This window comes from Burkholderia sp. BCC1993 (assembly GCF_905339865.1).
Lineage (GTDB): Bacteria > Pseudomonadota > Gammaproteobacteria > Burkholderiales > Burkholderiaceae > Burkholderia.
The window spans coordinates 195544-208507 of sequence record NZ_CAJPGZ010000015.1; the positions used below are offsets into that span (position 1 = coordinate 195544).

Annotated in this window: 12 protein-coding genes; 1 reads left to right on the top strand and 11 read right to left on the bottom strand. The window is 60.9% G+C overall.

All coding sequences use genetic code 11. The features are described from left to right. Positions 1 to 70: 70 nt before the first annotated feature. Positions 71 to 364 (bottom strand): hypothetical protein, encoded by a 294-nt coding sequence (locus U4Y91_RS25310; protein ID WP_321807378.1) that lies wholly within the window; start codon positions 362 to 364, stop codon positions 71 to 73. Positions 365 to 518: 154 nt separating this feature from the next. Here U4Y91_RS25310 and U4Y91_RS25315 point away from each other — a divergent pair, with 154 nt between their 5' ends. Next, positions 519 to 950, top strand: coding sequence for a hypothetical protein (locus U4Y91_RS25315; RefSeq protein ID WP_081062840.1), 432 nt, complete (start codon positions 519 to 521; stop codon positions 948 to 950). 161 nt (positions 951 to 1111) lie between these two features. On the opposite strand, the gene U4Y91_RS25320 is transcribed toward U4Y91_RS25315, so the two are convergent. From U4Y91_RS25320 to virB5, 10 genes are all read right to left on the bottom strand, one after another. Then, on the bottom strand, positions 1112 to 2122 hold the full coding sequence (locus U4Y91_RS25320) for a relaxase/mobilization nuclease domain-containing protein (protein ID WP_081058029.1): 1011 nt from the start codon (positions 2120 to 2122) through the stop codon (positions 1112 to 1114). 1 nt (position 2123) lies between these two features. Further along, a complete protein-coding gene (locus U4Y91_RS25325; RefSeq protein WP_321807379.1) occupies positions 2124 to 2564 on the bottom strand; it encodes a plasmid stabilization protein in 441 nt (146 codons plus the stop codon). Between the two features lie 104 nt (positions 2565 to 2668). Next, the gene (locus tag U4Y91_RS25330; protein ID WP_321807380.1) at positions 2669 to 4192 is read right to left on the bottom strand and encodes an LPD7 domain-containing protein; all 1524 of its coding nucleotides are present in this window, start codon (positions 4190 to 4192) and stop codon (positions 2669 to 2671) included. A 57-nt stretch (positions 4193 to 4249) separates the two neighbouring features. Next, positions 4250 to 6106 carry a PriCT-2 domain-containing protein gene (locus U4Y91_RS25335; protein WP_321807381.1) on the bottom strand — a complete coding sequence of 619 codons (1857 nt, stop codon included), beginning with the start codon at positions 6104 to 6106 and terminating at the stop codon, positions 4250 to 4252. After that, on the bottom strand, positions 6103 to 7818 hold the full coding sequence (locus tag U4Y91_RS25340; protein ID WP_321807382.1) for a type IV secretory system conjugative DNA transfer family protein: 1716 nt from the start codon (positions 7816 to 7818) through the stop codon (positions 6103 to 6105). Before U4Y91_RS25340 ends, U4Y91_RS25335 begins: the two co-directional genes overlap by 4 nt. A 379-nt stretch (positions 7819 to 8197) precedes the next feature. Continuing rightward, positions 8198 to 9316 (bottom strand): P-type DNA transfer ATPase VirB11, encoded by a 1119-nt coding sequence (gene virB11 / locus U4Y91_RS25345; RefSeq protein ID WP_321807383.1) that lies wholly within the window; start codon positions 9314 to 9316, stop codon positions 8198 to 8200. After that, positions 9313 to 10545: a type IV secretion system protein VirB10 gene (virB10, locus tag U4Y91_RS25350; RefSeq protein WP_321807384.1), complete on the bottom strand. Its 1233-nt coding sequence runs from the start codon at positions 10543 to 10545 to the stop codon at positions 9313 to 9315. Before virB10 ends, virB11 begins: the two co-directional genes overlap by 4 nt. Then, complete coding sequence (locus U4Y91_RS25355; RefSeq protein ID WP_321807385.1) at positions 10538 to 11362, bottom strand: TrbG/VirB9 family P-type conjugative transfer protein; 825 nt, start codon at positions 11360 to 11362, stop codon at positions 10538 to 10540. The genes virB10 and U4Y91_RS25355 overlap by 8 nt, the downstream gene beginning before the upstream one ends. After that, positions 11359 to 12057 (bottom strand): virB8 family protein, encoded by a 699-nt coding sequence (locus U4Y91_RS25360; protein ID WP_107313257.1) that lies wholly within the window; start codon positions 12055 to 12057, stop codon positions 11359 to 11361. The genes U4Y91_RS25355 and U4Y91_RS25360 overlap by 4 nt, the downstream gene beginning before the upstream one ends. A 209-nt stretch (positions 12058 to 12266) precedes the next feature. Continuing rightward, a complete protein-coding gene (gene virB5, locus U4Y91_RS25365; protein WP_321807386.1) occupies positions 12267 to 12962 on the bottom strand; it encodes a P-type DNA transfer protein VirB5 in 696 nt (231 codons plus the stop codon). Positions 12963 to 12964 lie beyond the last annotated feature (2 nt).

The window sequence follows — 12964 nt, forward strand, 5'->3', positions numbered from 1 at the left end:
TCGTAACCTGATTTGCGCAAATGTCCCATGGCATTCATCGCTACCGGAATTTCTTTTCACTGCGCATGATTCATCTTACTGCTCGAGATGTGCAGTTTTCCTGCGCGCACGGGAACGGCTTTTTGCGGCGGTCGCTCATTTTCCCGCGCGACCATGATTCACCGTACTCGCGGGAATAGCGAACGATGAAAATAAAGACAAGAAGATAAGTTACGGCAGGATAGGCTTGCGCCGGTTTTGGGCACCATTGAACTTCACCGCGACAAGACATTCTCTTTCCACCAACCACATCACTTTCGAATTCAGCACCTGCAGCGTGAGCACGCAGCACCAGGCACTCGGAAATTTTGAATGTCATCACCATGAACGCAAATTTTCAATATTCTGGATAACGATATTGTTGCGTTCACAGAACGGACGTCTATATTTGAAGTAGCGGCAGTGAGCACGTCGCATTTCGCTGCACCCTCATGTCGACCAACGAGGCACCACCGGGCCCAGCTCTGGAGGAACATTCCGTGGCATTTCTTAAACTTGCGATCGCATTTGGCACAATCATTGCGATTGCGAAGAGCATTCAGCTCTTCGGCCATCACGCTCGACGCCAGTACGGCTACAGTTTTTTCACGGCACGTGGCTTTTGGCTCGCTGCGATCGGCATCAATCTCGTGTGGTGGGGATATTTCGGATGGGGAGCCGCACTGCTTCGGCATGAACCGACGTGGAGCGGCCTCGTACTCATGGCAATGGGGCTTGCGGCAGTGATCCGGTTGATCTACGAAAACGTTCGGGGTACGGGCGCGGTACACGGCTTCTGCGGATCAGTGCTGCAGTTCATGTTGTTTTTCCCGGTGGCACTCTACGGCGTACCGCTTCTCGCGATCGCGTTGCTGTTTCTGCTCTTTGCGACATTCAAGGCCGGACCGGTATGGTTCGCTGATCGTGAATAAATAGAGCGCCTCAGGACAGCAGTGTCCGATGCACCTGACCATGAGCAATATCCTCACAACCGGTCGAATCACCGTCAGAACAGGTTCAACGGATCATCCCTTGGTTCCACGACTCCAGAAGACCGCGGCCAGGTTGAACAAAAGACGCCACGCATCGGACATCAACGCTCCACATCCCGAGTCGCGTCGTCTAAACGATCTAAGTCCGGTCCCCGCCAGGTCGGCTGCTCACGTCCATTATCCGGATTGCGCGCTACCACTGGCCGCTCTTGTTGCACCGGCATGGCCCCCACGAAGTACGCCATTTCAACGGCCATCAAGCGATCCTCGCGAACGCGCGATCTTGCCATCGCGTAAGCCATCTCGCGCCACGCGGTGAATACGCCGCCCTGCGCAGCCCATCGTGCATCGCGCTGAGCATCAGTCGGCAACGGTTTCCAGTACCTCGGCGTTTCGCCGCGTGCGACCATATGAATGACAGCCTGCTTCGGATAGCGTTGCGTTATGCCGCGCGCACGCCGAGGCGTCGCATTCGCCTCGACTCCATACTCCCGCAGTTCCTCCGCAAAGCGCTCGCGCCATCGCTGCAGATCCTTGTGCCGTGGATTCAGGCGGCGCCCGTTAGGGCCACGTACCTGGACGCTCAGATGAACATGCGGATGCGCTTCGTCTTCGTGCGCGGCGAAAACGTACGCACGCCCGTCGCCGAACTCAAGTGCCGCGAAATCACGCGCCGCATCGCGCACGGCTTTTCGATCCGTTCCGGGCGGCATCGACAGCAGGATATTGAATGTTTCACGCCGCGAACTGGTCTCCGGGATGCCCCATCCGCCCAATTTCCAGGTCGTCACGAGATCGCTCAGCGCATCCTTGCCTTCAATACGGTTGCCGTTCTGATCTTCCATTTCGATCCGGCCATTACGGGAGATATAGCGCAAATGTCGACGTACGGCTCCCAACCCTTGCGCACTCGCCGCCTTGTTGGTGATCTTGACCATGACCTCCGGTGTACGTCCGAGCGTGCGGGCGACTCGAGCGCGCACGAGAGCGGCGGCGTTGCGAATATCCACATGTGAGAGCCGCGCTGCACGCGCATGTCGTAGTGGCTCCTGAAACAGGCGGTCACCCCAGTTGACGAGCATCGCATCGATATAGATTTTCGGGTAAGGCATATCAGCGGCTCCATCGATCAAGGTTCGCGCGAATGATGGCAGCTGCCGTACGCAAGTGTTCGTCAACGCGGCTGCGCAACTCCACCCATTCGCTCCGCAAATCCCGATTCACCGGCTCTGCCGAGTCGGCGCGTGCGAGTTGGCCCAACAACCGGCCGATCTCGGCAAGACGCTGATTTGATACCGCGAGGGCGTGCGACTCGGGTTCGCCCAACTGCGGCTCTCCGGTCATTTGCGCACGAATCAGTGACACGATCCATCGATTACTGTGCAGGCCCATCGCCGTCGCTCGCCGTTCGACCGCTCTCCGTTCTGCAATAGTCAGCCGGATTTCGATACGCGTGCGCGGCTCCCCGGCGACCGGTCGAGGTAAGTCAAACAAGATCGAGCCAGGTTCCCCAGCCGCATCGTCACGGATAGCGGTTACAACCAACTGGCGCACGCCCTCACCTGCGGTCAAACCGTGGCGAGCACACCAGTCGTCCCAACGCGACCTGATTGGCCCAAGTTCGACGCAAAGACGCTCACGACCGACCACGATCCACCTCAGCGGGATGGTGATGGCGGGGACGGTTCACCTAGCGTTCTCTCGATCTCGGGGGTTGGCGTGTGTTCGGAGATCTGATGCTTGCGACGATTCCGGTCCGATGGTGCTTTCGGATCAAACACCTTCGGCATCGGTACCGGGATGCCCTCGCGCTGGAACGCGACCAACATGCGCTCCGCGCGCTTGTTCACACGAGCAACGGAACGCTGGCTGAAACCCTGCTCGAGCATGGCTGCCGTTAGCACGGCCAGATGCAACGCCCGTTCATTTTCCGAATGGCGTGCGTCGTGACGGCCGTGCAACTCAGGCGCCCCGACTGGTTCAACATGTAAATCGGTAGGTCGTTTCTCGTCGCCCGGCGGGTCGTCTGATTGCCGTGCGACAGAAGCGTCACGCCCCCGCTGCACGACTTCCACCTGCCACGTATTGCGATAAACGTCTTTCTCGTCTTCGCCAATCACCCGTCCTTCGTCATTCAAAATCGGCACTCGAACCGTGACGAGGTGTTTGCCGAGATTCTCGAGCATCACCTGCTGCCCGATTTGAGCATTCGCTTCACGCAGCGCGCGCTCGAGATCGACGCCCCACACCACCTGATCGATTCCAGTCTCGTCGCGAAACACGACGTAATACGAGGCGCTGCGCGCCGGATTGTGCTGGTAAGGCGCACCACCATGCTCGCGCAGCTCCCCGACGTAGCGCCGTGGACCATCAACCTCGTCGTTTGCAGCGTTCTGGTTTCCCTCGGGAATGGCCGATTCAGAAGCGGACGGACGGCGTGGTGCAAATGAAGGAGATCGGTTGATGGCCATTCTTGCGTCGACGCGGGGCGCAGATGAAACCATCGGTCGATCATCTAGACGACCCGGTGCGTTCGCGACTGGCGTTGACCCAGAGTGCGCCGCCATCTCGATGCGATTGTCCAACCGCACTTGCCGTGCATCCGCCAGACGCGCCAGATCAGCCGCTTTGGGCTCGTAGCCGCTCACGTCGATGCCGAGCAGCGTGCCTTGCAGCCACGCCTCGCCACGAAACACCTCGTGCCCGGACACTCGAATGCGCCACCACGACTTCGCATGCGCCATGTCGATCATGGACTCGACTACGTCGGGCCGGTTATGCTCGGTAACGAGATACGGCCCCAGATCTTCAAATGCGAGCTGATACGGCGCGTCCTTCAGGAAATATTGGTTGCCCGCGCGCAAGTAGCGCTTGCGTACGCGTTCAGGCGGTTGGTCGAGCGGCGCACTGCCTCGATTCGTCTCGTCCGGTATCCCGTTCGGTGATGGAATCTCGGCATGCTGTGGGACAGTGACATCATCGCGGACCGCCTTCTCTCGCAATCTAGCCAGTGCAGCGTCAAAGTCACGTCGGCGTCGAGCCGATACTGCCTCTCTAGCGGCCTGGCTCAGCCTCTCCTGACGTTCGTCCAACGCAGCCGGACCGACACTATCGCCCGTCAAATCCTGCTCAATCATGTTGATAAACGGATCGGCTTCATCTGCGGAAGTTCTCTGTGCCATGTCACTACCTCGCATTTTCAAGACTGGCATTGCACGTGCGCGCTATGCTGATGAGCCTTATCGGTCGGGTCTCGAACCAGTTTCCCGAGACGCCTCCTGATCTCGTGACTTTTCGAGCGCGGCGGCCCGCGCCTCCCGGATGCGTGCCAAGGATCTCGCCTGCAACTGATCGAGCATCCCCTCCAGATTGGGGCTGTAATTCAACTCGCGGGCGGATTTCTTCAGCGAACCGACCATGCGTTCGAGCAGGTCGCGGGCCCGGTCCCATGGATAGACCTTCGCCTGGCCGCCGTCGTAACCTACCTGTAACTCGGCCCCGTTCAGCCGCGCGTGTTCGTCCATCCATTTCAGACGCTCGGACACAAACGTCATCTGATCCTTGCGGTGGAACACGACACTACGCGTCGCGACCTCCTGCACCAGATAGTGTTCCGTGTTAAATACCTCGCCGCGATAGAGCCCGCCGTTCTCGCGCGGCGTGGCCATCCTGAGCGGCGAACCGAACCGGTGTTCAGCCAACGCCCTGACCTCGTTCGGAACGTCGCCCACCTCGAACAGCGGTTCACCGACCGGCGGTCGCGACGATGCAAACCTCGGCGGATCGGCAACCGGAGGGTCAACAGCCGGCGATACAGCAGCGGAAGGATCCGCCGATGGTAGTGCCGAACCGGGCGCGCCATCCGCTGCCGGCACATCTGGTGCAGCCTGTTTTGGCGTACTGCGCTTCGAGGACCGGCGACGCGGCGTCCCTTCGTCGTCGGTTAATAGCTTTTCCTTGACGTTGCCCATCTTTTCGCCCTCCTCATGCTGGTCCACCTCAAACACTGTCGTACCGGATACGGTGGAGATATCTGGTTGACCATGTACCTTCTCAACGAAACGGACCATGGCGTGCAGGTATTCGCCGACCGCATCAAAACCCGACAACACTGCCATGTCACTGAAGTCGTTCGGCACGTTGCCGTCTATGCGCGCGTCAGAAGCAAACTTCGGCCAGACCACACGCGCCTGCGCTGCCGCCGCGGCCTGTCGCGCCTGCGTCTCACCGCAGCCTAGTTCACCCAGCACGATCAGGTTCGCATCGGGAAATCTTTCACGCAGGCTCTGCGCCACCAGCCTCAGATTCCCGCTCGACAACGCCGCCACTGCGAACCAGTCCGTCGCACGCGAAGCGGACAATGCCGTCGCCATGCCCTCTGCGATCAGAATCTGCGACGATTCGTGTCCGAGAACGAGCGTCGGCGCCGTCATCCAGTAGCCACCCTTTTTCACACCGCCGGCCAGCGACGATTTCCGCCCGTGCTCGTCGATCAGCTCCAGTGTCGAGATGGGCCCATTCCAGACTGGCAGGATCAGCACACGCCCCGTCAGCGGTTCCTCCTCGCTGGCCGGCGTATAGCCAAGCAGCGCACGCAGTTCAAGCGCATCCAGCTCACGCAGCGTGACGGTCGGATCAAGATGCTTGCGCACAAGGTAGGGATGCTCCGGACCGACTGGTCTCGCCCACGCCCAGATTGATGCTGCCTCGCGAGCTACTGCTGCATGACGCGCCTCTCGCTGCTCCTCCTGCTTTGCGCGCTGCGCCAGCACCTCGGGCGAGGCTGCGAGTATGGCTGTCACGCGGTCGGGATAATGCGTTCGCTTCAGGTCAAAGCCATGCTGGCGTGCCTGCCAGAACAACGTGGCAAGCGTCTTGCCACCCGATGCGCTGACCGAGCGCCACGTGGTCCGAGCCGCACGCTCGTTATAGTTGGCGGCCGTCCGGCTCCACGCATCCCACATTTCAAAACCTTCTTCGCCGAAGCCCTGCTTGAGCGCGAACGCCATATCGACCCATGTCTCGTAGTCGTCGGCCGGAATCACCGCAAGTGCAGCACGCGCACGGTCTGCATCATGCACTTCAGATGTCGTCATTGCCGGGCTCCCATACTGAGCGGGCCGCTCGCGGCTGCATGCCGCGCCGACTCAACAAAATCGAGTTCAGCCACGTCCAGATCGGCCACGCTCAGGTGACGACTTGCCTGGACAACCTTGCTGGCCGGGACGCCCAGCAGCGTGAAATGCCGTTCCACGTAAGCCACGGCGTCCTCCTCACTGATGTCGTTTAGGTTCGGCGGCAGGTCACGTGGATCCCATGCCTGTAATACTTCGAGGTATTCGGGCGGCAGACTGATGAGCCCCGCACCGTCCGGATCGATCTCAGCGGGATGCAGATCGCGCAATCGGCGCTCGACAACCGCGCTGAAATAGGCCATGTTCAGGGCCGGCACGGACGGCGCAGTCAGGACGCGCGACGCAAACTCGGGATCGCGCCAGTAGCAGATCTTGTCGGCCAGGATCGGCTTGGTGCTTTCGAGCAAGATGATTTCCTTGTCACGCCCCAGTTCCTTCAGTTCCTGCGGCAACAGCAACGGTCGGCGCTGTTCCGATACGCTTTCGCTCGAGCCGCCCCGGCCAAAGAGCGCATTGGAGCGGCTCACACTGCGCGACTGGCCGGTGAACGTACCGAGCATTTCCGAATAGTCGTTCGCGTCCTTCTGCTCGCGCGGTGCATAGATAATCTGCATCGCATGGTTCGTAATGAACGTACGAGCGTCAGCCCGCCCGTACACCGATTCGAGTTGCGCGATCGACTGGACGATCGATAGCAAGCGCAGGTTGTAGCCCGCCATATAAGCGACCGCGCGTGCAATGATTTGGATCTTCCCGATCGAGGTCATCTCATCGAGCAGCAGAAGACACTGGAATTGCAGCGTTGGATCGGCTTCAGGCAGTTGCTTTGTGTTCAGGTTGACGAGTTGCGAGAACACAAGATTGACGAGCAAAGCCGCTTCGGACAGATGGTCGGGTGTAATGCCGATATAAATCGACATGCGACGACGGCGCACGTCGCGCAAATCGAAATCGTTCGCGCTGGTCGCCGCGTCGACGAGCGGATTGGCCCAGATCGTGAGTGGCGCGTTGAACGTCGCCAGCACGCTCGCCAGTACCTTGTCGTCGTTGGACAGAAAGCGATTCAACGCATCGATACATTGCCCCGAAAGCAGCCCACGGTGCCGAACCAGCGCACGTTGCAAGTAGGCCTTGACCGGCATGCCATTGCCCGACGATTGCCGTAGCACTTCACCCATCGTGACGGGAAAGTCGGGGATCGACGCTCCGTTGCCGGCTCGGCGAGCGTCGCGCCATTCGCACAGCAGGAGCACGATGCCAAGGAACAGATTTCTCGCCTGGTCTTTCCAGAAATCGTCGTGGCCGCCCGCGGGATACAACGCATAGCCGATCGCGAGGATGTCACCCACCCGAAATAATCCATCGGAGATCGCCGACAGCGGGTTGTAGCGATGCGTCCGGCCGTCCTCAGCAAACGGGTTGAACAGGTACACATCCTGCCCATGTGCTCGGCGAAAGCCCGCCGTGGCTGCATAGTTTTCCTGCTTGATGTCGAGCGCCACCACCGAACCGGGAAAGGTGAGCAAATTCGGGATCACCACACCGACACCCTTGCCCGAGCGGGCCGGCGCCGCGAGCAGCACGAACTGCTGTCCGGCAAACCGCAGGTAGCGACCGCGCCAGACGCCTACGACTATCGCCGATGGAACATTCAAGTGGGGGCGCCTCGTCATAGCAACCCCGCCCGGCGGATTTCCGACTCGCTCGCAAAGCGCGAGCTGCCATAGAGACGACGTCGACTCGCACCCGTCCACAGCGCATGCAAAGCACATCCCGGACCGCCAACGGACAGGAACCCGCCTAGGAGCGCTGCCCCCGCCAACTTGCGACCGACGTTCGGCATCGTCCCGTCTCGCCACGCCAGCGCCGCATCGAGCCAGCCCCACAGTCCTGCGTGCAACGGATTGATTCGCAGACTGGCATACAGGAAGAACGACGCGAGCCAGAGCGACGCAGCGATTCCCCCCATCAGGCAAACCAGCACCGCCACCGTCACGGCTGCCGTCCGAGTATGCTCAAGCAATGGGGAAGCGATACAGTCCATAGCTGCCCCTACACGAACGCGGTGCGCGCCTTGCGCAGCGGATCGAACCAAACTTCGGTCATGCCCCAGCGCCTGCCGATCTGTTCACTCGCCGCATTGAATATCGGGCGTGATTCCATGTGCGCGACGACATCGACGGTCAGGAACAGCAGCCTCTTGAGTGCGGCATCGTCCCAGGCGGCGGCTTCGGGATGTTCCTTCGCCATCAGCGCGAAACGTTCGATCGCAACGGTTGCATTGGGTGCGTGATAGCTGGTGATCGAACCTGCATGCCCGCTCGTCAGGAGCTTCAGGAAGTCGTAGGCTTCGGCGCCACGCAACTCAGCCAGCAACACACGATCCGGGCGCATGCGCATTGCGCTCGCAATCAGATCTGCGGGCGTTACGCGAGCGTGTCCATGCCCGCCCTTGCTGTACTGCAAATGCACGCAATTTTCGATGTGCCGGATAAACAACTCGCGAACGTCCTCGATCGTCACGATCCGCTCGGTTGCCGGAATCGAACGGCACAAAGTCTTCATGAAACTGGTCTTCCCAGACCCTGTATTGCCGACCACAGCGATATTGAGCCGGCCCCTGACAGCACGATCGAAGAAGGTGCACCAGTCGTGCTCTTCCAGGCACAGGACGAGCCTGCGGTCTTCGGCTCGCAATGCCGACAATGCTGAATCAAGTCTGTCTGGCCGATGCCACACTGTCTCACCGAACAGTCCTTCATCACGACATGCATCGAGCGTCTTTTCGTCTGAGGACGGACGACGGATCGTGACCGACACCGTTCGCTGTGGCACGACCGGTGGCACCACAATCTGGATACGCGCATCGTTCGGCAGCAGCGCCGACAAGAGCGGATACTGGGACGATATTTCCTGGTGGGTCAGCGTGGCCACGGCCACGGCGAACGACATCAGCCGGTCGAAGTCAAGATCCTGGCAATCATGGCCGTGCCAGCCGAGCGAGTCCTCAGTCAAGGCACGCTCCGGCCGATTGATCACTAGTTCTGTCACGCCGGGATCGTCGAGCAGTCGGGCAAAAGGTCGCATGAGCTCGCGAACCGATGCGTCATCAGGCAACCGAACCAGCACAGGGTCGCGTGAGATATCCGGCAGGCGCCCGTGCATCGTCATCGCATGGTCTCCGGCTGCAGGGCATACACCGATCCAAAGTCCAGATCTCGTGCGATCACGATCGTGAACTCCATACCCTGGTTCTGGGTGAGCGTTGGCGGAATATTGATCGTGCTGTCGAGCACGCGTGTGGCCATGTCATTGCCCTGCTGTTGCGTACTCTGGAACACCACCGAACCGTTGGTATTGCCGCCACGTGTGGACAGATACCCGATCGCATCCTGAATTGAGCCGAGCAGCATCGCAGCGCCGAAGCGCTGGCGCCAGTGGTTATCCACATAGCCGTCAATACCCATGCGGCCGAGCGCATCGGCCGCCGGCGAGTCGATTTCGACCGTGACTCCGTGGGGTGTCTTGACGCGAGCCGCCAGTACGAATACCCGCTTCTGTCCCGGGGACAGATTCGAGCGATATTGGCTGCTGATCTGCGAACCCCGTTCGATTAGCACGACGCTGCCATCGTCGGAATACACATTCTTGGTCACCGTACAGGTCGAAATGCCTGCCTCGGTCGAGTCGAAGGCCGTGTCACCCACGCAATCGATCTTGGCGCCCTGTGCGAGCACCAGACTCCGATTGCCGAGTGTCCCGGCCTGCACACGCGGCGTAGTGCTCGGCGTCAGCGCCTGGGCGAGCGCGCCGCCAGCCTGCCCCGATCCTTGAGCCAGCGCCCCTGCAACACGCGTTACGCCGGCTGCAACCGAGGAAGCTGCGCCCGTCACCCCACCCGGCTCCAGCGTGCCGGGCTCCGCACCCGCCGAGCCCGGCCCACTACCCGTCGCGAGCAGCGGTGCGTCGTAGTAGCTGTGCGGTGCCGCAGCGCGTCCGGTATGAGCAGGCGTGAGCGCACCCGACGTGGGCGCGGCAGGAGCTGCAATCGGACTCGCTGGTACCGGAGCCAAAGCTGCGCTACCCGACGACGCAGGCAGATCCTTGAACAAGCGCCCCTGAGAAGACGTGCCCGCCACCGCATCGCGCCGCGCCTTCGCTTCGGCATCGTGCCGCGCGAGGAAACCGTGCATGGTCCAGACTGCGCCGATGCCGATGACCAGTGTGATCAGGACAGGCGTGAGCCACCAGGCACGCGGACGGACACCGCGGTATTTCCCAAGTTCTGGCATACCGCGATCTGCCGAGATACTTGATGCCCCCTCGTTCTGGTCGTGTCCAGACTGCGAGCCAGCGGCATCGTCGGGCTCGATCGCATTGCGCGGTGTATCGTCATTCATCGCGATGGCTCCGCAGCACGCGCTTCACTCCGTTGACCGTCGTGCCGTCACGGGCCGGTACGCCGTCCATGTCGTAAGCGTCATTCCAGATTCCCACGACCTCTCCTGCCAGCCGCAACACGAAACGCTTCGCCACCTCGTGCACGACGATCGTGTCGCCGTCGATGTGCTTGTCGACGACGCTCTCCGTGTCGTCATCTGCCACGCGAAAAATCGCCGGCATGCGTCGATTGTTCGGAATGCGCAAATAGGTAAAGCGTCCGTCGTCCCATGCCGCGGTCGGTGCGATATCGTCGGCGTTCGGCATGACCTGCATCGAATATCGTGCGTTACGCACGGCTGCTGGCTGCGCAAGACGTTTCGCGACCAGCTCGACATCCGAATTCCCCTGTGCCTGCTTGGTCAACTCATCCAGATAGACGAATGTCACGCGATACATCACACGGCCATTGCCGAACTTCGACTTGAGCGGAAGCACTACCAGATCGAAGCTGTAGCTGTGCCGATCGGTGCGGATTTCGAGATTCGAGTCGTGCGCGGCGAGCTGCGGCTTCAGGTACACATCATGATCGCCCTTGCTCGCCACCACCTGCCAGCCATCCCGATCTCCGGGAGCGACGACCCGAATATGCTCGTGTGGCCCCAACGCAATGTGCGTCGCGAAGCCACGCTGGGCCTCGACGCGCACCACGTCATCCGCTCGATAGATCACCTGGCGGACACGCGAGTCTTCATTCCATCCGGGGAGATCGACAGCCTGCACTGCACCTGCGAACAACATGGTTACCAGCACAGCTCCCAAAGGAAGCGCTTTCATGGTGTGCCTCCTGCTGATGACGCTGGCGGCGTGTATTCCGCATCGCGGCTATAGGCGGTGACCTTGAAGCCGAACGGATTGGCGATCGCCACGCTCTCGCGCGTGAACACCGGCGGTCGGTAGGTATAAGCCAGTGTGATCACGAAGCGCTGCGCAGGCTCGGCATGAGCCTCGCCGTTCTTGAACGATGTGCGCTCGACATGCACGACCGCATGGCCCGGTTCGTCGGGTGGCAGCGTGATCGAAAGAATCCGGACGCGCCGTTCGATACCCGCTCCTAACTGCTGGTCCAGTGCGTCCGGACCGCTGTAAATACCGCGATAATCGCGGGCGACGGCGTCATCGCTCATCGCGAGCACGCTGTCATAGTCCATCTGCAGCAGTCCCCAGTCGTAGCGCTCGCGGGCTCGCACATAGTTCTCGACCCAGTGCTTGTCCTGGATTTCCTTTGTGTGCACATGGCGCGCGTCGAGCACGTCGATCACCTGGGATTCGCCCGTCAGGCGATCGACCTCGATCGGCAAGGGGACCACGCGATAGAACGGCACCATCACCGCAAGCGCAATGGCACAAAACACCGCGACACCGACCGCCGCATACGCGACATACCACGCACGTCGTTCAGAGCGCTCCTGGAGGTCAGTCAGCGACGCTTCGATGTCGAGCACGCGGCCATAATCGTGCGACGCGTTCATGATCGGTCTCCAACATCCGACGATGCCGGCTGGTTCGGAGCGGTGGGCACCGCCATTGGCCAGTCCGGGACGGGCGGCACGCGATTGATCGGCACGCGATGCAAACCGTCCGGCAACACGGGTTTCGGTGGCCCGCTGCTGCAAGCGGCCAGACTCCAGGCGAGGCAACCGGCCAACGTCAGTGAGCTCAGCTTGAACATGACGTCACCTCAGTTTCCGAATGACACAGGCACCATTCGGTCCTGTGGCCGTTTGGTCTTGCCCGCCCGGCTCAATACCAGTTCGCTCCGCTGTTCGGCCACGAGCTTGTCCTCGGTCTCGGCCAGCATCCGGAAGAGCTGCAGCTTCGTCATCTCGTTGCCGACCGCTGTCGATTCCGTTTGAATGCGCGCCTGTAACTCGGCCACGCCCTTCGGATCCTGCGTCGCATTGATCTGTTGCGCCAAGCTCTGGATCTGGTTCAGCTCCTGCAGTTCGGTTTGATATGCTTGCAAGCCGAACGCCTTGTCCTGGTACGGCTTGTTGAGCGCGCGCTGGCATACCTGCTGATTGATTCCCGTCTGGTCCTCGCAGTTGTAGATCTGACTGGCCGAGCGCAACGCCTGCGCGCTGCCGGTCAGGCCCGCGTAGCCACCGTTCTGGATTGCGGTATAGACGCTCTGCCAATTCGACGGCAACGAGTTGGCGACGACTGGATTGCTCAGCAGCGCACCGAAGCCGCGTGTACCGACCGTCGACTGGTAGATCTGGATTTCCTGCTGCACCTGCTGCTTGAGTTGACCGACAGTGGCAATGGCCTGCACCACGTTCTGCGCGTCATAGACCGGGATCCCTTGCCCGTGAGCACCGACGCACGATGCCGCCCACACGCATGCGGCATGCATCCATCTGTTTCGTCCGTTCATGG